13 protein-coding genes are annotated in these 19,694 nt (G+C 74.9%); 3 read left to right on the top strand and 10 right to left on the bottom strand.

The window, feature by feature from the left end:
- Positions 1–87: 87 nt before the first annotated feature.
- Complete coding sequence (gene pheA / locus E5225_RS01425; protein ID WP_135972798.1) at positions 88–1,044, bottom strand: prephenate dehydratase; 957 nt, start codon at positions 1,042–1,044, stop codon at positions 88–90.
- A 138-nt stretch (positions 1,045–1,182) separates the two neighbouring features.
- Here pheA and E5225_RS01420 point away from each other — a divergent pair, with 138 nt between their 5' ends.
- Positions 1,183–3,675 carry a hypothetical protein gene (locus tag E5225_RS01420; protein ID WP_135972797.1) on the top strand — a complete coding sequence of 831 codons (2,493 nt, stop codon included), beginning with the start codon at positions 1,183–1,185 and terminating at the stop codon, positions 3,673–3,675.
- Here E5225_RS01420 and E5225_RS01415 read toward each other — a convergent pair.
- Both E5225_RS01415 and E5225_RS01410 read right to left on the bottom strand, forming a co-directional pair.
- Complete coding sequence (locus E5225_RS01415; RefSeq protein ID WP_424945124.1) at positions 3,599–4,420, bottom strand: glycosyltransferase family 2 protein; 822 nt, start codon at positions 4,418–4,420, stop codon at positions 3,599–3,601. The two genes, E5225_RS01420 and E5225_RS01415, sit on opposite strands and share 77 nt — an antisense overlap.
- Before the next feature lie 106 nt (positions 4,421–4,526).
- The gene (locus tag E5225_RS01410) at positions 4,527–5,348 is read right to left on the bottom strand and encodes a DUF5926 family protein (RefSeq protein WP_135972796.1); all 822 of its coding nucleotides are present in this window, start codon (positions 5,346–5,348) and stop codon (positions 4,527–4,529) included.
- A gap of 180 nt (positions 5,349–5,528) precedes the next feature.
- On the opposite strand from E5225_RS01410, the gene E5225_RS01405 reads away from it, so the two are divergent.
- On the top strand, positions 5,529–6,509 hold the full coding sequence (locus tag E5225_RS01405; protein WP_135972795.1) for a diacylglycerol/lipid kinase family protein: 981 nt from the start codon (positions 5,529–5,531) through the stop codon (positions 6,507–6,509).
- Positions 6,510–6,654: 145 nt separating this feature from the next.
- Positions 6,655–8,340, top strand: coding sequence for a phosphoglucomutase (alpha-D-glucose-1,6-bisphosphate-dependent) (gene pgm, locus E5225_RS01400; protein WP_135972794.1), 1,686 nt, complete (start codon positions 6,655–6,657; stop codon positions 8,338–8,340).
- A 91-nt stretch (positions 8,341–8,431) separates the two neighbouring features.
- On the opposite strand, the gene E5225_RS01395 is transcribed toward pgm, so the two are convergent.
- From E5225_RS01395 to E5225_RS01365, 7 genes are all read right to left on the bottom strand, one after another.
- The gene (locus E5225_RS01395) at positions 8,432–9,853 is read right to left on the bottom strand and encodes a UDP-glucose dehydrogenase family protein (protein WP_135972793.1); all 1,422 of its coding nucleotides are present in this window, start codon (positions 9,851–9,853) and stop codon (positions 8,432–8,434) included.
- Positions 9,854–10,011: 158 nt separating this feature from the next.
- Entirely contained in the window at positions 10,012–11,967 is a 1,956-nt protein-coding gene (locus tag E5225_RS01390) for a glycosyl hydrolase (RefSeq protein ID WP_136225266.1), read from the bottom strand.
- Positions 11,960–13,519, bottom strand: coding sequence for a glycosyltransferase (locus E5225_RS01385; protein WP_135975472.1), 1,560 nt, complete (start codon positions 13,517–13,519; stop codon positions 11,960–11,962). The genes E5225_RS01390 and E5225_RS01385 overlap by 8 nt, the downstream gene beginning before the upstream one ends.
- A gap of 510 nt (positions 13,520–14,029) precedes the next feature.
- Complete coding sequence (locus tag E5225_RS01380) at positions 14,030–15,451, bottom strand: UDP-glucose dehydrogenase family protein (RefSeq protein WP_135975470.1); 1,422 nt, start codon at positions 15,449–15,451, stop codon at positions 14,030–14,032.
- A gap of 65 nt (positions 15,452–15,516) precedes the next feature.
- Entirely contained in the window at positions 15,517–17,415 is a 1,899-nt protein-coding gene (locus E5225_RS01375) for a glycoside hydrolase family 26 protein (RefSeq protein WP_244243675.1), read from the bottom strand.
- On the bottom strand, positions 17,408–18,928 hold the full coding sequence (locus tag E5225_RS01370; protein ID WP_135974276.1) for a glycosyltransferase: 1,521 nt from the start codon (positions 18,926–18,928) through the stop codon (positions 17,408–17,410). The genes E5225_RS01375 and E5225_RS01370 overlap by 8 nt, the downstream gene beginning before the upstream one ends.
- A gap of 433 nt (positions 18,929–19,361) precedes the next feature.
- A complete protein-coding gene (locus E5225_RS01365; protein WP_135974277.1) occupies positions 19,362–19,652 on the bottom strand; it encodes a GNAT family N-acetyltransferase in 291 nt (96 codons plus the stop codon).
- Positions 19,653–19,694: the final 42 nt, after the last annotated feature.

Genomic DNA, 19,694 nt, shown 5'->3' with positions numbered 1-19,694 from the left:
TCACCAGGTTGCCTTCACGGCGAACGTGGGGCGGGGGCGGGGCGGGGGCGGCGAGCGAGGTCGCGGGGCGGGGCGGCGGGGCCGGTGTCAGGAGGCGTCGCCCGCGCGGAGGCGGGCCAGCCACGCCCGTGCCTCGACGAAGTCCGCGTCGGCGGTGCCCACGTGCACGGTCGGCGCGACGGCGTCGGCCCGGGGGTAGGAGCCGAGGAAGCGCACGTAGGGGCAGCGCCGGTGCAGGCCCATGATCGCCTCGCCCATGCGCTCGTCGGTGATGTGGCCCTCGGCGTCGATGGAGAAGGAGTAGCGGCCGAGCGCGTCGCCGATCGGGCGGGACTCGATGCGGGACAGGTTCACCCCCCGCACGGCGAACTGCTCGAGCATCGCGAGCAGCGCACCGGCCTCGTTGTCGGGCAGGTGCACGACGAGGCTCGTCTTGTCGGCGCCGGTACGCGGCGGGACCTCGCCCGGCGGTCCGACGACGACGAAGCGCGTGAGGGCCGACGCGTTGTCGGCCACGCTGTCCGCGAGCGGCGCGAGGCCGTAGGTGGCCACCGCCCCCGGCGGCACCAGTGCGGCGTCGAACGGCAGCGTGCCGGCGTCACCGGCGGCGAGCGCCTCGACGAGCAGCGCCGCGGGCGCGGTGTTGCTGGTCGCGGGCACGTGCACGGCGCGGGGCAGGTGCGCCGCGACCCAGCGGCGGCACTGCACCCACGCGTGCGGGTGCGCACTGACGCGCGCGACGTCCTCGAGGCGCGTGCCCGGCGCGGCGACGAGCGTGAACTGCACCGGTACGAGCACCTCGCGCAGCACGACGAGCGGCACACCCGTGGCGAGCGCGTCGAGCGTCGCGGTGACGCCGCCCTCGACGGTCGACTCGATCGCGACGACGGCGTAGTCCGCCGCGCCCGAGCGCACCGCCGCGATGGCCGACCCCACGTCGGTCTGCGGCAGGTACTCGGCCTCGTCCGGCGACGCGACCCGCCGCAGCGCCTCCTCGGTGAACGTCCCGGCCGGTCCGAGGTACGCGTAGCGCGGCACGCCCATCGACCCTCCTGCTGCTCGCGGCGGGCTCGGCACGCCGACCGCCGCGGGTGCCGGACCGGCGCCGCGACGGGGCGCACCGCGGCCCGTGGCCGCCCGTGCGGCCCCGCCGAGCGTAGTCCGCGCACGTACCCTGAGGCGGTGCCCCGGTCCCTGCGCGCCGTCGTCCCCGTCCTGCTGGCCGTGCTCACGGCCGTGCTCGGCGTGGGCGTCGTCGCACCGGCCGCGGCCGCACCCGGACCCGCCGCGAGCGCGCTGGAGACGCCGGTGCCCGGGCCCGTCGTGCTCGTGGGTGTCACGGGCCTGCGCTGGGACGACGTCGGCTCGTTGACGACGCCGGCGCTCTGGGAGCTCTCCCGCGACGGGTCGGTCGGCGCCGTGGCGGCGCGCTCCGTGGCGACGCGCTCGTGCCCCGCCGACGGCTGGCTCGCCGTGTCCGCCGGTGCCCGCGCCGCCGACCTCACGGTGGACGACCGCACGTGCCGCAGCCTGCGCGCGCCGGGCGAGGACGGCACCGTCCCCGGCTGGGACGACTTCCTCGCCTCCGCGAACGCCGAGTCCTACGGCGCCCGCCCCGGCACGCTGGGACGCATCCTCGCGGAGGCCGGCGCGACGGCCGTCGGCATCGGCCCGGGCGCGGCGATCGCGCTGGCCGACCCGCGGGGCGTACCCGTCGGCGAGCACGTGCGGAGCCCCACGTCGACGACCGCGCTCGGGCGCCTCGTGCGTGACGCGGCCGGCGCCGACCTGCTCGTCGTCGACGCGGGCCAGATCCGCGACCCCGGCTACGGCACCGCGCCGCGCCTGCCGTCGGCCGACCCGTCAGGGAACCCGGCCACCGGCGAGGAGGACGAGGACGAGGTGCCGCTCGGCGACGCCCCCGAGGGGTCCGACCTGCCGGGGTCCGAGTCGATCGTCGAGCCGTCGCGCGCGCAGCAGGCCGTGACGGTGGACGCCCGGGTCGGCGCCGTGCTCGATGCGCTGGCCGGCCGCGACGCGACCGTGCTCGTCGTCTCGCTGGCCGACTCGGGGCGCGTGGCGCTGCAGGTCGCCGCCGCCGTCGGCCCGCGCGAGACCGAGCCGGCCTTCGGGGAGAGCCTGCTGACCTCCGGGTCGACCCGGCAGGCGGGCGTCGTGCAGACCACGGACGTCACGCCGACGCTGCTGGCCCTGCTCGGGCTGCTCGACGACGCGCCCGCGCTGCCGGGGGCCGAGATCCGGCCCGTCCCCGGGCCCGCGACGGGCGGGGCCCGCGTGGCGGCGCTGCTCGACGCGCAGCAGGAGGCGTCGGCCGTCACGCGCGTGTCGGGGTCGTTCTCGGCACGGCTGGTGCTCGCGCAGGCGGCGTTGTTCCTCGCCGCCGCCGTGGTGCTGACGCGCCGGGGACGGGCCGACGGCCGCGCGCTGAGCCCCGCGCTGCGGGTGCTGCAGGTGGCCGCGCTCGCCCTGGGGGCGGCACCCGTCGCGTCGTTCCTCGTCGGGCTCGTGCCCTGGTGGCGCTCGGATCGGCCGGTCACGGCGTTCTGGTGGACGCTGCTCGGCATCATCGCGGTGGTCACCGCGGCGGCGCTCGCGGGGCCGTGGCGGCGGCACGTCCTCGGGCCGGCCGGCGTGGTCGCGGGCGTGACCGTCGTGACGCTCGTCGTCGACGCGCTCGTCGGCTCGCCGCTGGTGATCGACGCGCCGATGGGTGCGCAGCGCATCATGGCGGCCCGGTTCTACGGCATGAGCAACCAGGCGTTCGCCCTGATCACGGCCGCCGGTGTGCTCGTCGCCGTCGTCGTCGCCGACGCCCTCCTGCGTGCGGGCCGCCGCCGCGCCGCGGTCGCGTTCGTGGTCCTGCTCGGGCTCGTGCTCGCCGTCGTCGACGGGGCGCCGCAGTGGGGCGCCGACTTCGGCGGGCCGGTCGCGATCCTCGTGGCCTTCGCGATGCTCGCCGTCGCCGTGAGCGGGCGGCGGGTGTCCTGGAAGGTCGTGCTGCTCGTCGGCGTGGTGGGCGGTGCGCTCGTGCTGGGCTTCGCGTTCCTCGACTGGCTGCGCGCGCCCGCCGACCGCACGCACCTGGGCCGGTTCTTCGCCACCGTGCTCGACGGCGGCCTGTGGGACGTCGTGTGGCGCAAGCTCTCGGTGAACCTGCGCGTGCTCGCGTCGTGGCGCTACCTCGTCCTCGCGATCGGCGGCGTGGCCCTGACGTGGCTCGTGCTCGCCGGGCCGCGACCCCGGCGGGGCGCGCTCATGGGCGAGGGCTCGCCGCTCGCGGGGCTGCAGAGCGCCGTCCCGCTGCTGCGCCCGGCCGTCGCCGCCAGCGGCGTCGCGCTGACCATCGGGTTCCTCATGAACGACTCGGGCATCGTCGTGCTGGCCACGGGCATCGCCGTCGCCGTGCCGTGCCTCGTCGCGGCCGCCGCGCAGTGGCGGCTCGCGCACCCGGCGGACGACGCGCCGGGCGTCGGCCCCGGGCCGGGGACGGACGCGACCGACGGCGCCCACGCGCACGGCGACCACGCGGACGGCGACGCGGCCGGGCGGGACGGTGCGGCCGCGGACCGGCCGACGGTCAGCGGACCGGGCGCTCCCCCGGCGTCAGCGTCCGACGCACCGACGACGCCGCCGAGCGCGCGCGGCGGGCGTTGACCGCGATCTGCACGTCGCGGTACTGCGCGGCCCGGTGCAGCTGGCCCTTGAGGTCCGTGCCGGACGGACGGTGCCGCAGGTCGCAGGGCACCTCGAGCACGCGGTAGCCCTGCCGCAGCAGGTCGATGGTCATGCCGACCTCGACGCCCCACCCGCGGGCGAGCGGCGTCGCCGCCTCGAACGCCGCGCGCGTGAGGCACCGCATGCCGGACAGCGGCTGCGTCGGCGTCCACCCCGTCATCGAGACGATCGCCCGGCGCGCGGCGCCGACGACGAGCCCGCGGCCGCCGGCACCGGGCTGCGGCGGCAGCAGGGCGATCGTGAGGTCCGTGACGCCGTCGAGGACGGGCGCGACCAGCGGCGCGGTGTTGACGGCCGTGTCGCCGAGGTCGCCGTCGATGAAGAGGAGCATGCGGGGCAGGCGGTCCGGCGCGTCGCGCATCGCGACGACCGCGGCGCCCGTCTCCATGGCGGCCGCCTTGCCGCGGTTGTGGGAGTGCCGCACGACGACCGCACCGGCCTCACGCGCGACGTGCTGCGTGTTGTCCTCCGACCCGTCGTCGACCACGAGGACGAGGTCGACGTGCGGGATGGCGCGCGCGGAGCGGACGGTCGCGGCGATGCGCCGGGACTCGTCCTTCGCCGGGATGATCACGGCGACGCGCTGACGCTGCCGGGGCCCGCGGGGGCGGCTCTCGACGGCCTTCTCCTGGCTGCGGCCGGCCTCGCTCCCCGTGGGTGTCACGGCTCCCACCCTAGCGACGAACGGGGCGCGGCCGCCTCACGACCACGCCCCGTCCGAGCCGTGCGACCCCGCCGCCACCCGGACGGACGCGCAGGTCGCGCACGATTCAGCGGAGCGTGACCTGCCGCGCGACCAGCCCGGCACGGGCGCGGCGGGCGTTCGGGTCGAGCGGTGCGGTGTCGGCCATGGCCGCGGCCAGACGCGGCGCGAACTCGGCGAGGGGCGCCTCGACGTCGTCGGCCTCGGACCCGCGGGCGAGCTCCCACACGGGCACGACCAGGCCGGCGGCGCGGAAGTAGCCGAGGAAGCGCCCGCCGTCGAAGCCGGACTCGCGGCGGCCGTGCAGGCGCGCGAGGCCGTCGAGCACGACCTGCTCGTCCTCCGCCTGCGCCCAGCGCACGTACTCCCTGGCGCCCATCCGGCACCAGTAGGCGGAGTCCACCGCGGCGAGCTTGCGGGTGTCGATGATGCCGGCGTCGGCCTCCTCGATGGCGGCCTCGAGCTCCGGCGTCTTCTCGGTGCTGGGGTCGAGCCAGTAGGAGAAGCTCTCCTCGACCGTGACCTCGAACGGCACGGACAGGTCGAGCACGTCCTGCAGGCGGGGACCCGGCGTCGGCAGGCCGATCGTCTCGATCGCGGTGCCGGGCTCGGCGTCGAGCGCGAGCAGCAGCGCGGTCGCAAGGTCGCGGCTCGCGTCGCCCGAGCTCGTCCCGGTCTGCAGGGCGAGCAGCACGGTGCCGTCGGCGCGGTGCAGCGCGGACCAGGAGCTGGGCAGCACGGTCGTCACGACGACGTCGCGCGCGCCGTGCTCGGCGGTGGTCCGGGCGGTCGCGGTGGCGGCGGGGACCAGCTCGCGGAGCGCGACCCAGTCGGGCTCACCGGGCAGGCCCTCGAAGGGACGCAGGACGAAGGTGTCGTTGGCGGGCACGGGCCGAGGCTACCGGGCGGCGTCCGACGGCGACCCGTGAGACCGCGTCGGCGGGCACCTCACGCCCCCTCGACGACGGTCTCGCGGCACGGGTCCGCGCGGCGCGGGGCGGGGCCTTTCGGGCATCCTTGACGCACGTCCACCTCGTCCAGGCACGTCCACCTCGTCCAGGGAGGTCCGGTGCCACCCGTCGACCGCCGCCGCGTGCCCGCGCCCGCCGTGCCGGAGACCTCGCGCGCGCCCGAGGCCGTCGTCGTGGTGAACGCGCGGTCCCGGCGCGGCGCCGCGCTGCACGACCGCATCGCGCCGGCGCTGACCGAGCGCGGCGTGCGGGTGCTCGACGTCCACGTCGTCCGGGACCCGGCCGCCCAGCTCCCGGACCTGCTCCCGCGCGTGCTGGCGACCGACCCGGAGATGCTGGTCCTGGGCGGCGGCGACGGGACGCTCGCGACGGTCGTCGACCACCTCGCGGGGCGCCGCACCGTGCTGGGCTACCTGCCGCTGGGGACGACGAACAACACGGGCCGCAGCCTGGGCCTGCCGCTGCGCCTGGGCGCCGCGCTCGACGTCGTCGCGCACGGACGCACCGTCGGCGTCGACCTCGGCCGCGCGAACGGGGACTGGTTCGCGAACCTGGTGAGCGTCGGCCTGTCGTCCGAGGTGGCCGGGCGCACGCCGCACGCGCTCAAGCGGCACCTCGGGCGGGCGGCGTACGCGCTCACCGCGGCGCGGGCGCTCGCGACGCACCGGCCGTTCGAGGCCGAGGTGACGGTGGACGGTCGCGTGCTGCACGTGCGCACGCACCAGCTCAACGTCGCCAACGGCCGCGTGCACGCGGGCACGGCCATCGCGGCCGACGCCGGCATCGACGACCGCCTGCTCGTCGCGTACGCGCTCGGCGGCGCGCACCCGGCGTCGGTGCTCGCCGCGGCGGCGCACCAGGCGACGACGCCGTGGCGGCCGCTCGGGCACAAGGGCCACGTCACGGGCACCGAGATCCGGGTCGTCACGGACCGCGTCCTGCGCCTCGACGTCGACGGCGAGCTCACGGGCACCGTGGGGCCGGACGAGCCGCTCCTCGTGCACGTCGACGCGGGCGCGCTGCGCGTGCGCGTCCCGCAGCGGGGCCTGCGGCGCGGCCCGTCGGCCGGGTCACGCTGAGCTCGCACGCCGTTCCGTCCGGGGCGCGCAGACCGCCGCACGGCGCGTGCGCCGCCGGCGGACATCACGCCCGGCCCGACGTGTCGGCGTTGGACGCACGCCCGACCGGGTGCGGCGCGCCCCTCCCGTGCGGGAGGATCGGCGCATGGACCCGCGCGCCGGAACCCCCGCCCAACCGTCCGACCTCGTCGACGTGGACGCCCTGCTCGCGGCGTACCACGACCGCGAGCCGGACCTCGACGACCCCGCGCAGCGGGTGGTCTTCGGCACGAGCGGCCACCGCGGGTCCGCGCTGGACGGCGCGTTCACCGAGGCCCACATCGTCGCCATCACGGCCGCGATCGTCGAGTACCGCCGCGGCCAGGGCACCGACGGCCCGCTGTTCATCGGCCGGGACACGCACGCGCTGTCCGAGCCGGCGTTCACGACCGCCCTCGAGGTGCTCGCCGCGGCGGGCGTCGAGGTGCACGTCGACGCGCGCGACTCCTGGACCCCGACGCCCGCCGTCTCGCTCGCGATCCTGCGGCACAACGGCGCCGGCACCGGCGAGGGCGTGCGCACGTCCGGGCCCGGGCTCGCCGACGGCATCGTCGTCACGCCGTCGCACAACCCGCCGCGCGACGGCGGCTTCAAGTACAACCCGCCGCACGGCGGGCCGGCCGGCTCCGACGCGACCGGCTGGATCGCCGACCGCGCCAACCAGATCCTGCGCTCCGGCTGGCGCAACGTGCCGCGCGTGGGCGTCGAGCAGGCGCTGGCCGCGGACACGACGCGCAAGCACGACTACCTCTCCTCCTACGTCGACGACCTCGCGAACGTCGTCGACCTCGAGGCGATCCGGGCCGCGGGCGTGCGCATCGGCGCCGACCCGCTGGGCGGCGCGTCGGTCGAGTACTGGGGCGCGATCGGCGAGCGGTACGGGCTCGACCTGACGGTCGTGAACCCGACGGTCGACCCGCGCTGGGCGTTCATGACGCTGGACTGGGACGGCAAGATCCGGATGGACTGCTCGTCGCCGTACGCGATGGCGTCGCTGCTGGAGCGCATGCGCCCGGGTGCGGGCGGCGCCGCGCCGTTCGACATCGCGACCGGCAACGACGCCGACGCCGACCGGCACGGCATCGTCACGCCCGACGCGGGCCTGATGAACCCCAACCACTCCCTCGCGGTCGCGATCTCCTACCTCTACGGCGGGGCGCGGCCCGGCTGGCCGGACGGCACGGCGATCGGCAAGACGCTCGTGTCGTCCTCGCTGATCGACCGCGTCGCCGCGTCGCTCGGCCGCCGCCTGCTCGAGGTGCCGGTCGGGTTCAAGTGGTTCGTGCCCGGGCTGGTGGACGGGTCCGTCGGGTTCGGCGGCGAGGAGTCCGCCGGGGCGTCGTTCCTGCGCACCGACGGCACCGTGTGGACCACCGACAAGGACGGGATCCTGCCCGCCCTCCTGGCCTCGGAGATCCTCGCGACGACCGGCCGCAGCCCGTCGCAGCACCACGCCGAGCTCGTGGGCCGGTTCGGCGAGTCGTTCTACGCGCGCGTCGACGCGCCCGCCACGCGCGAGCAGAAGGCGACGCTCGCGGCGCTGTCGGCCGACCAGGTCACCGCGACCCAGCTCGCCGGGGAGCCGATCACCGCGCGCCTCACGCACGCGCCGGGCAACGACGCGGCGATCGGCGGCCTCAAGGTGACGACGGACAACGCCTGGTTCGCCGCGCGGCCGTCGGGCACCGAGGACGTCTACAAGATCTACGCCGAGTCCTTCGTCTCCCCCGAGCACCTGCAGCGGGTGCAGGAGGAGGCCAAGCAGGTCGTCAGCGACGCGCTCGGCGCCTGAGGCACCGGCTCCGGCCGCGGACGCGCGAGGGCCCGACCGCCGGCACGCGGTCGGGCCCTCGGCGCGTCACGCGTGCGCCCGCGTCGGTGGGTCAGGCGGCGACGCGTCCCAGACCCGTGAACTGCCAGCCCGCGGCGCGCCACGCGTCGGCCGCGAGCTTGCCGCGGGCGTCGATGAGGCGAGGGCTGGCGGTCAGCGGCGCGAGGGCCGCCGGGTCGACCTGGAGGAACTCGTCCCACTCGGTCAGGACCAGGACGACGTCGGCGCCCTCGACGGCCTCCTCGGCGGAGGTCGCGTAGGACAGGGTCGGGAACAGCCGGCGCGCGGTGTCACCGGCCTCGGGGTCGTAGACCGTGACCTGCGCCCCGCGCAGGTGCAACGCCGCGGCCACGTTCAGCGCCGGGGAGTCACGCACGTCGTCGGTCAACGGCTTGAACGCCGCCCCCAGGACCCCGACGCGCTTGTTCAGGACCGACCCGTCGCACGCGGCCAGGGCCAGGTCGATGACCCGCTCACGCTGGCCCATGTTGATCTCGTCGACCTGCTGCAACAACGCCGACGCCCGGTAGGCGCCGAGCTCGTTCGCGCGGTGCATCAGCGCGCGGATGTCCTTGGGCAGGCACCCGCCGCCGAACCCGAGCCCGGCGTCCAGGAACTGGCGCCCGATGCGCACGTCGTGCCCGAGGGCGTCGGCCAGGACCGTGACGTCCGCGCCGGCGGCCTCGCAGACCCCCGCGATCGCGTTGATGAACGAGATCTTCGTCGCCAGGAACGCGTTCGCCGACACCTTCACCAGCTCCGCGGTCGGCAGGTCACACACCACCACCGGCGTGCCCTCGCCGATCGGACCGGCATAGACCCTGCGCAGCGTCGCCTCCGCCCTGGCCGAGACCCCGCCCAGCACGATCCGGTCCGGGTGCAGGGTGTCCGCCACCGCCTTGCCCTCCCGCAGGAACTCCGGGTTCCACACCAGCTCCGCCTCCACCCCCGCCGGCGCCTCACGGGCCACCAGCTCCCGCAGGCGCGCCGCGGTCCCCACCGGCACCGTCGACTTGCCCACGATCACCGCGTCCTTGGTCAGGTGCCGCGCGATCGCGCTCGTCGCGGCCTCCACGAACCGCAGGTCCGCCGCGTGCGAGGTCCGCTGCTGCGGAGTGCCCACACACACGAAGTGCACATCACCCTGCGACACCGCCGACGCCACGTCCGTCGTGAACCGCAGCCGCCCCGTGGCCAGGTTCTTCTCCAGCAGCACGTCCAACCCCGGCTCGAAGAACGGGACCTTCCCCGCCGCCAACGCGTCCACCTTCGACTGATCGGTATCCACCCCCGTCACGTCGAAACCCAGCTCCGCCATCGCCACCGCGTGCGTCGCACCCAGGTAACCGGTGCCCAGCACCGTGATGCGGAGCGGAGCGTCCGCGGGGGGCGGGGCGAGATCCGGGGCCGAGGTCGGGGCGAGGTCGGGGGTGGGGAGGGCGTCCGGGCGGACGGCGGTGCGCAGGCTCTTCATGGCGTCTCCCTGGGTAGGGGTGGGGCGCCGGCGTGCGGAGACGCACGACCGGCGGGCGAGAGCGGAGGGACGCGCGGGGCGTCCGACGGGCGCGCGGGCGCCCGGTGCCCCGGCCGACCGGGCGCGCGGTGGGCGCGGCCGGCCGGCCGGGGGGGCCGTCAGGGCGTGGGTGACGGCGTGGCGCCGGCGGGCGCCAGGGCCGCGACCGTCGGCTCCGGGGTGGGCTCCGGGGCCGGTGCGGGCGCCGGTTCCGGGGCCGCCGGGACGGGCGCCGCCGGTGCGGGCGGGGACGTGGTCGTCGGCGACGGCGCGGCCGGTGCCGGCGGGCCCTGGACCGGCGCCGCCGGTGCCGCGGGGGCCGGCTCGGCGGGGGCCGCGGGTGCGGCCTCCGTCGTCGCCGCCGCGAGCGGCGACGCGAGCGGTTCGTACCCGAAGCCGGCGGCCGGGTCGTGGATCCCGTCGACGAACGCCCGGAGGGAGTCGGCGCGGGAGTTGATGCGCCAGTCGTTCGTGACGCGCTGCCCCCCGCTGATCGTCGTCACCGTGTGGTGGAACCACGCGATGCCGATGATGTCCTGGTTCTCGGGTCTGGCCAGGCCCCGGAACAGGTCCGCGACCCACTGCGGCTTCTGGTTGCCGACCTCCGACGCCCCGATCTCCGCGAGCAGGATCGGCTTGTCCGTGATCTCCCGCAGCTGCCCGAGCGAGCGGTCGTAGGTGTAGGAGAACGTCGGCGTCTGGTCGGCGCGGTACGGCGGGCGGAAGTAGCCGGACAGGCCGACCCAGTCCACGTACTCGTCGCCCGGGTAGAGCGACTTCATGTACCAGGAGGAGTTCTTGCCGTAGTCGGGCAGGGCGTTGACGATGTTCGGCGCCCAGACCCACAGCACGTACTCGTTGGCGCCCTCCTCCTCGAAGATGTCGTGCACGTGGCGCCACATCTTCACGAAGTCGCCCTTGCGGTTGCCGTTGAGCGGGCCGCCGCCCCACTCGCGCTCGCCCCACGGGTACCAGGAGCCGTTCATCTCGTGGTTGAGGCGGATCGCGAGCGGCATGCCGTGGGCGGCCACGTCGCGGGCGTACTTGCGCAGGTAGTCGTCGTACTTCCCGCCGATGATGACCGGCAGGGAGTAGTTCGGGTCGATCGCCTGGTCGTTCGCGGCGTTCATGGGCCGCGACTCCCACGTGAGCAGCGGGAGCATGCCCTTCTGCCACGAGCGCGTGACGGCGTCCGGGCGGAAGTCGCCGTCCCAGCCCTGGAAGTACCCCGACATGTCGGGCGTGGCCTGGACCTTGCGCGTGATGTCGTCGAACTCGGCCCAGTTGAACGGCGACTGGGTCGTGTACATCCCGAAGTACCGGTCCTTCGGTGCGATGAGCTCGGCGAGGGACGGCGTCACCGGCTTGGGCGCCGGCGCGGGCGGCGGCTTGGGTGCCGGGTTGTTGAGCTGGTCGCTCAGGTCGTCGCCGCGCGCCTTCTCGGCCGCGGCCAGCGCAGCGGCGTGCGCGGCGGCCTGCCGGGCGGCGTCGAGCGCACCTCGCGCGTCGGCCGCCTGCTTCTCCAGCGACACCTTCTGCGCGGTGCGGCGCTCGGCCTCGGCCCGCTCGGCGGCGGCCCGCTGCTTGGCCCGCGCGCCGGCAGTCGCCTTCTCGCCCGAGGCCTTCTGCTTGCCGCGCTGGGCCGCCGCGGCCTTGTCGCGGGCGGCCTTCTGCTTGCCGCGCTGGGCCGCCGCGGTCTTCTCGGCGGCAGCCTTCTGCGCGCTGCGCTCCTCGGCGGCCTTGGCCGCCGCCTTCTCAGCGGCCCCCTTCTCGCGGCCCCGCTCGACGGCCGCCTGCCGCTCGGTCTTCGCCTTGGCCTGCGAGCGTTCCAGGGCGGACAGCTCGTCCTCGCGGTCCGCGAGGACGGCCTTGAGGTCGGCGTTCTCCAGCTCGAGCTGCTTCTCGAGCTCGGTCTTCTCGGCGGACGTGACCGCGCCCGAGGGCGAGAGCCACACGATGCCGCTGACGGCGCCCAGGGCGAGGGCGAGGACGAGGGCACCGAGCCGGGCGGCCAGGCCCAGCCGCCCCGTGAGGGTCCACCAGTGCCGGGTGGGCGTGCTCGTGGGCTCAGACATAGAACACCGCCATGAGGGCGAACATCGCGAGTCCGATCGCGTAGGGGACGAGGGCGAGCGGGTTGCGACGTGGGCGTGGGGCGGGGACCGCCCCGCGGACCTGGGCGCGGTCGCGGGCCCGGGTGCGCAGCGCGAGCCGCGCCGTGCCGGGGCTCGCACCGGGTGCACCGGCGGGGCCGGTGACGGCGCCCGCGACGACGGGCGTGCCGCCGGGCGGGGTCCGGTCGACGAGGTCGACCGGGGCGTCCGCCTCGCGGACGCTCTCGAGCTCCGCCATCAGGTCGGCGTCGGTGCCGCCGTCCTGACCGGCGGTGTACGCGCCGGCCCGGGTGCCCCAGCCGGCGACGTGCGCCATGCGGAAGAAGCCGAGCAGCCGGATCGGCATGAGGAACAGCGTCGAGACGATGATGAACACGGGCAGGCGGAAGAAGTCCGAGGGCTTCTCCTGCAGGTGCCGGATCTGGCGGATCGCCATCGACAGCACCGACGACACGATCATGAGGCCGACCACCCACGCCCAGCCCTGCAGCTCGGTCGTGCTCTGCAGGATCGCCTCGTAGAGGTTCGTGCCCGTGCCGGACGCGGCGCGGTAGACCCAGCCCGCGATCGTCCCGAACAGCAGGAACGGCAGCAGGATGTCGGTGACGAAGAAGACGGCCAGCACGGGTGCGTGCCCGACCATCCAGGGCAGCATCCGCAGGGTGTTGTACTGGCTCCCGCGGGCCCAGCGCAGCTGCTGCTTGGCGAGCTTCTTGATCTTCAGCGGGGCGTCCGTGTAGACGAGGCTCGTGTACTGGTACACGGTCCGGTAGCCGGCCTTGAGCGTGAGGTTCGTCAGCGTGCGGTCGTCCGAGACCTCGAGGAAGACGCCGAGGAACTTCTCGTGCATGAACGCGTCCATGACCTGCATGAGGATGCGGCGGCGGAACGCGATGGTCCGGCCCGGCAGGCAGCCGACCTGGCCCAGCACCGACTGCGCGGGCATGGAGTAGAGGGCGCGGGTGTTCTCGAGCCAGTCGGCCCAGCGGGTGATCCAGGAGCGGTTCGGCTCGAGGATCCGCTGGCGCGTCGTGACGCCGCCGACCGACGGGTCCGCGAACGGCTTGACCAGCTCCGACAGGGTGTTCTCGGTCCAGACCGTGTCGGAGTCGACGAGCACCGTGATCTCCCCGCGCGACATCTGCGTGCCGATCTTCACGGCGTTGCGCTTGCCGGGGATGGGGGTGTGCACGCGCTGGACCAGGGGTGCGAACTCGTCGCAGACGGACTCGAGGTCGGGGTTGGGTGCGCCGTTGATGACGACGATGACCTCGTCGGGGCGCTGCTCGACGATGCGGCGGAGCACGTCGCGGAACAGCTCGAGGGGCTCGTCGACGACCGGGACGACGACGGACGTGCCGACGGCGTACGGCGCCGTGACGGGGCGGTACCGCCGGGACAGCACGACCTTGAGGATCCAGAGCGCCCAGACGAGGGCCGAGAAGACCGCGAAGAGGTAGATCTCGTTCTGGCCCTCGAGCATGTGCCGTAGCTGCAGGATGAAGATGAACATGGGTCTCCTGGCGGTGCCGGTGGCGGATGAGCTGACGGCGTCATCGGCGCGCAGCAGGAGCGTGGTCCGGAGGGTCGACCCGGTGCGTGCGGTCGACGGCCTCGAGGCCGTAGCGCCGCTGGATGCGGCGCCACCGGTGCAGTGGTGCGAGCCCACCTTGCAGGCCCCGTCGCGCACCGCGATAGGCGCCCAGGGAAAATTCGATGTGAACGCTCGTTCTGGACGCGCGTCCTGGACAAAGCCGGGCAACGGGGTGAATTCGCTGGTCGCAGACGCGGTTCGCCTCCCCCGATGGGGCGCCCGTCGCGACGGCCCGCGTGACGCACGTCTCACCCCGCCGGCGGGCCGCGGCCGGGACGATCCCGGCGTCCAGCGCGGCGCCGGGCGGTCCGGAGTTGTGCAGCGCGCGATCGTCCGCGTCGGGCCCGCGCCCACCCACGCAGGAGCGCGCGGCCCGACCCCCGGGAGGGGCCGGACCGCGCGCTCACGGTCGTACGGGTGCGGCTGTGGTCAGGCGGCGACGCGCCCCAGTCCGGTGAACTGCCACCCGGCCTCGCGCCAGGCGTCCGCGGAGAGCTTGCCGCGGGCGTCGATGACCTTCGCCCGGTGCGTCAGCGGCGCCAGCCGCGCGGCGTCGGCGGTGAGGAACTCGTCCCACTCGGTCAGGACCAGGACGACGTCGGCGCCCTCGACGGCCTCCTCCGCGGAGGTCGCGTAGGACAGGGTCGGGAACAGCCGGCGCGCGGTGTCACCGGCCTCGGGGTCGTAGACCGTGACCTGCGCCCCGCGCAGGTGCAACGCCGCCGCGACGTTCAGCGCCGGGGAGTCACGCACGTCGTCGGTCAGCGGCTTGAACGCCGCACCCAGGACCCCGACGCGCTTGTTCAGCACCGACCCGTCGCACGCGGCCAGGGCCAGGTCGATGACCCGCTCACGCTGGCCCATGTTGATCTCGTCGACCTGCTGCAGCAGCGCCGACGCCCGGTAGGCGCCGAGCTCGTTCGCGCGGTGCATCAGCGCGCGGATGTCCTTGGGCAGGCACCCGCCGCCGAACCCGAGCCCGGCGTCGAGGAACTGGCGCCCGATGCGCACGTCGTGCCCGAGGGCGTCGGCCAGGACCGTCACGTCCGCGCCGGCGGCCTCGCAGACCCCCGCGATCGCGTTGATGAACGAGATCTTCGTCGCCAGGAACGCGTTCGCACTGACCTTGACCAGCTCCGCGGTCGGCAGGTCACACACCACCACCGGGGTGCCCTCGGCGATCGGACCGGCATAGACGGTCCGGAGGACGGCCTCCGCCTTCGGGGACGTCCCACCGAGCACGATCCGGTCCGGGTGCAGGGTGTCCGCGACGGCCTTGCCCTCCCGCAGGAACTCCGGGTTCCACACCAGCTCGGCCTCCACCCCCGCCGGCGCCTCCCTCGCGACCAGCTCCCGCAGCCGCGCCGCGGTCCCCACCGGCACCGTCGACTTGCCCACGATCACCGCGTCCTTGGTCAGGTGCCGCGCGATCGCGCTCGTCGCGGCCTCCACGAACCGCAGGTCCGCCGCGTGCGAGGTCCGCTGCTGCGGGGTCCCCACACACACGAAGTGCACATCACCCTGACTGACCGCCGAGGCCACGTCCGTCGTGAACCGCAGCCGCCCCGTGGCCAGGTTCTTCTCCAGCAGCACGTCCAACCCCGGCTCGAAGAACGGCACCTTCCCCGCCGCCAGGGCGTCCACCTTCGACTGATCGGTATCCACCCCCGTCACGTCGAAACCCAGCTCCGCCATCGCCACCGCGTGCGTCGCACCCAGGTACCCGGTGCCCAGCACCGTGATGCGGAGCGGAGCGTCCGCGGGGGCGGGTGCCGGCGCGAGCTCCGGGGCGGGAACGGCGTGCTCGTCGGTGGGGCGAGGGGTCGTGCGGGGGACCTTGGTGGTGGCCATGGCGGCGCTCCGGGTGTCGAGGGGTGCGGGCGCGGGGGACGCGCCCGCACCGGGGCTGCGGGGGCTCATCGGGTGCGCGACACGGTCGGCGTCGGCGTGGGAGCCGGGCCGTCCGTGCGGGTCGGGGACGCCGGGGCCGGCGTCGCCGTGGGACCCGCGGGGGCGGGCGTGGGCGGGCCCTGCACCGGGGCGGCGGGCGCCTCGGCCGGGGCCGGATCGGCCGGTGCGCCCGGGAGCGGGGCGGGCTCGGCGGGGGCCGGCCCGGCGGGGGCGGGCTCGGCCGGGGCCAGCACCGCCGCCACCGGATCGGCCGGCGCGGCGAGCCGGGCCGCGGGTGCGGCGAGCGTGCTCGCCGCACCGAGCGGGGCACCGGGCAGGAACCTCGCCGCCGGGTCACGGATGCCCTCGACGAACGCGGCCTGGGAGTCCGCCCGCGACGTGATCCGCCAGTCGTTCGTCACCCGCTCGCCACCGGTGATCGTCGTGACGGAGTGGTGGAACCAGGCCATGCCGATGACGTCCGTGTTCTCCGGACGCGCGAGCGCGTCGAACAGGTCCGTGACCCACGCGCCCTTCTCCCCGCCGCTCTCCGACGCCCCGATCTCCGCGAGGACGACGGGCTTGGAGGTGATGGCCCGCAGCTGCGTGAGCGAGCGCCCGAACGTGTCGTCGAACGTCGGCTGCTGACCGTCCGCGTACGGCGGGCGGAAGTAGCCGGACAGGCCCACCCAGTCGACGTACTCGTCGCCGGGGTACAGGCTCCGCGTGTACTCGAGCGACTGGTTGACCGCGGGGAGCCGGTTGACGATGTTCGGCGCCCACACCCAGATGACGTGGGCGTTCGCACCCTCGGCCTCGAAGATGTCGTGCACGTGGCGCCACATCGCCACGAAGTCGCCCGAGCGGTTGCCGTTGATCGGCACGCCCTGGCTGCCCTGCTCGGCCCACGGGTACCAGGAGCCGTTCATCTCGTGGTTCAGGCGGATCGCCATGGGCAGGCCGAGGTCCCGGATCTCACGGGCGTACTGGCGCAGGTACTCGTCGAACGCGCCGTCGATGATGCGCGGCAGCGCGTACTCGGGCTCGTCGACCTGGTCGTTGCCGGCGGCCATCGGGCGCGACTCCCACGTGAGCATGGGCAGCATCCCCTTGCTCCAGGAGCGCGTCACCGCGTCGGGCCGGAACGGGGTGTCCCAGCCCTGGAAGTAGCCGGCCATGTCGGGCGCGACGCCGACCTGTCCTGCCACGTCGTCGACCTCGGCCCAGTTGAACGGCGACTGCGGCGTGTACAGGCCGAAGTACCGGTCCGCGGGCTGCAGCAGGCTCGCCAGCGACGGGGCCGTCGGCTTCACCGGCCGGGCCGCCGCCTCACGGGCCGCACGGGCGGCCGCCGCCGCGTCCGCCGCCTGGCGCGCCACGGCCTCGCGGATCGCCGCACCCTCGGCGGCTCCGCGCGCGTCGGCGAGCTGGCGCTCGAGCGCCGCCTTCTGCTGGCCGCGCCGGTCGGCGGCGGCACGCTCGGCCGCGGCCTTGGTGCGCCCGGCCTCGGCCGCGGCGGCACGCTCGGCGGCCGCCTTCGCCCTGCCGGCCGCGGCGGACGCGGCCTGGTCGCCCGCCGCCTTCGCCTTGCCGGCGGCGGCCGCCGCGGCGCGCTCCTGCGCCGCCTTCGCCTTGCCGCGCTCGGCCCCCGCGGCGCGCTCGGTCGCCGACTTGGTGTGGCCGCGCTCGATCGCGGCGAGCTCGTCGTCACGGTCCGCGAGGACGGCCTGGAGGTCGGCGACCTCGCGCTCGAGCCGCAGCTCGGCCTCGGTCTTGGGGCTGCCGGGCGACGCGCCCGACGGGGACAGCCACACGATGCCGGTCACGGCTCCGAGGGCGAGCGCCGTGACGAGGGCGCCGAGCCGGGCCGCGAAGCCCAGCCGGCCCGTCATGGTCCACCAGTGGTTCCCGGTGCGCTCAGACATAGAACACCGCCATGAGTGCGAACATCATGATCCCGATCGCGTAGGGGACGAGGGCCAGGGGGTTGTGCGTGCGGCGCGGCTGCTCGACGCGTGTGCGCTGCCGGACCGGTGCCCGCAGCGCGAGGCGCCCGTCACCGGTGCCCGGCGCCGGGGTGCCGGTCGCCGGCGTGCGGGGGCCGTCACGGTCGACCAGGTCGACGGGGACGTCGCCGGGGGTGCTCGCGAGCTCGGCCATGGGGTCGTCGCCGACGCTGTCCTCCTGGCCCGCCGTGTAGGCGCCGGCCCGGGTGCCCCAGCCGGCGACGTGCGCCATGCGGAAGAAGCCGATGAGCCGGATGGGCATGAGGAACAGCGTCGAGACGATGATGAACACGGGCAGGCGGAAGAAGTCCGAGGGCTTCTCCTGCAGGTGCCGGATCTGGCGGATCGCCATCGACAGCACCGACGACACGATCATGAGCGCGACGACCCACGCCCAGCCGTGCAGGCCCGCGCCGCTCTGCAGGATCGCCTCGTAGAGGTTGACGCCCGTGCCGGTGGCGGCGCGGTAGACCCACCCGGCGATCGTCCCGAAGAGCAGGAACGGCAGGATGATGTCGGTGAGGAAGAAGATCGCCAGGACGGGTGCGTGCCCGAGCATCCAGGGCAGCATCCGCAGGGTGTTGTACTGGCTGCCCCGCGACCAGCGCAGCTGCTGCTTGAACAGCTTCTTCACCTGCAGCGGGGCGTCGGTGTAGACGAGGCTGGAGTACTGGTAGACCGTGCGGTAGCCGGCCTTGAGCGTGAGGTTCGTCAGCGTGCGGTCGTCCGAGACCTCGAGGAAGACGCCGAGGAACTTCTCGTGCATGAACGCGTCCATGACCTGCACGAGGATGCGGCGGCGGAACGCGATGGTCCGCCCCGGGAGGCAGCCGATCTGCCCGAGGACCGACTGCGCCGGCATCGAGTAGAGGGCGCGGGTGTTCTCGAGCCAGTCGGCCCAGCGGGTGATCCAGGAGCGGTTCGGCTCGAGGATGCGCTGGCGGGTCGTGACGCCGCCGACCGACGCGTCGGCGAACGGCTTGACCAGCTCGGCGAGCGTGCCGTCCGTCCAGACGGTGTCGGAGTCGACGAGCACCGTGATCTCCCCGCGCGACATCTCGGTGCCGATCTTCACGGCGTTGCGCTTGCCGGGGATGGGGGTGTGCACGCGCTGGACCAGGGGTGCGAACTCGTCGCAGACGGACTCGAGGTCGGGGTTGGGTGCGCCGTTGATGACGACGATGACCTCGTCGGGGCGCTGCTCGACGATGCGGCGGAGCACGTCGCGGAACAGCTCGAGGGGCTCGTCGACGACCGGGACGACGACGGACGTGCCGACGGCGTACGGCGCCGTGACGGGGCGGTAGCGCCGGGACAGCACCACCTTGAGGATCCAGAGGGCCCAGACGAGGGCCGAGAACACCGCGAAGAGGTACACCTCGTGGTGGGGGCCTTCGATCATGTGCCGCATCTGCAGGATGAAGATGAACAAGTCGCGCTCCTGAGAACCGGGCGGTCGGCGGTCCGGCTGGGGCGTCGTCGGCGCAGCCGCATGACGCGCGGGTCGGGGTGGCCGGCCGGGCGTCGGGACGTGAGCGGCCGGGGCCGCGTGGCGCGAGGGCCGGGCGGTGCGGCCGGCCCCTTCGTCCGGTCCTGCTCCGCGGCGGTACCGGCCGCCGCTGGGTGCGTCGCCGTGCCTCGATGGGGTGACGATGCACCGCACGAACGAGTGACCACAAATTCGTATCAGTCATGATTTCGCAAACGGTCTAATCGGACAGATGTCCATGACCGCCCCGGACAGACCGGGTTATTGCGCAGGTCAGAGGCCTAGTCGTACAAATGTCCAGGATGCACGAAACGGCCGTGGCGGTGTGACGTAGATCTCACTCATTTGGACGCGCGCGCGAGCGCTGGCCGGACGTTCAGTGATCGATCACCATGTCGCGGTACTCGGGGTGCTCCGCCACGAACGCGCGCACGAAGGCGCACTGCGGCACCACCCGGGCGCCCGCCGCACGCAGCTGGTCGAGGGCCTGCCGCACGAGCGCGCTGCCGATCCCGTGCCCCTCCGCCGCGGGCTCCACGACGGTGTGGGTGAGGACGACGTCGTCCCCCCGCCGCTCGTACGCGGCGGTGCCGACCAGGTCGCCGCCCGGCGTGCGCGCCTCGAAGCGCAGCGCGTCCGGCACGTCCGTCACGACGACATCGGTCATGCCGCGATCATCGTCGACCGGCGCGGGCGCCGCAGCCGGAGA

Source organism: Cellulomonas shaoxiangyii (assembly GCF_004798685.1).
In the GTDB taxonomy this organism is placed as follows: Bacteria; Actinomycetota; Actinomycetes; order Actinomycetales; family Cellulomonadaceae; genus Cellulomonas; species Cellulomonas shaoxiangyii.
This window is presented reverse-complemented; position numbering and strand designations above follow the sequence as displayed.

Excerpts from the sequence above, each read along its gene's own strand:
- pheA (WP_135972798.1), bottom strand. The coding sequence starts at position 1,044 with ATGGGCGTGCCGCGCTACGCGTACCTCGGACCGGCCGGGACGTTCACC.
- pgm (WP_135972794.1), top strand. The coding sequence starts at position 6,655 with ATGGACCCGCGCGCCGGAACCCCCGCCCAACCGTCCGACCTCGTCGAC.
- E5225_RS01395 (WP_135972793.1), bottom strand. The coding sequence starts at position 9,853 with ATGAAGAGCCTGCGCACCGCCGTCCGCCCGGACGCCCTCCCCACCCCC.
- E5225_RS01390 (WP_136225266.1), bottom strand. The coding sequence starts at position 11,967 with ATGTCTGAGCCCACGAGCACGCCCACCCGGCACTGGTGGACCCTCACG.
- E5225_RS01385 (WP_135975472.1), bottom strand. The coding sequence starts at position 13,519 with ATGTTCATCTTCATCCTGCAGCTACGGCACATGCTCGAGGGCCAGAAC.
- E5225_RS01380 (WP_135975470.1), bottom strand. The coding sequence starts at position 15,451 with ATGGCCACCACCAAGGTCCCCCGCACGACCCCTCGCCCCACCGACGAG.
- E5225_RS01375 (WP_244243675.1), bottom strand. The coding sequence starts at position 17,415 with ATGTCTGAGCGCACCGGGAACCACTGGTGGACCATGACGGGCCGGCTG.
- E5225_RS01365 (WP_135974277.1), bottom strand. The coding sequence starts at position 19,652 with ATGACCGATGTCGTCGTGACGGACGTGCCGGACGCGCTGCGCTTCGAG.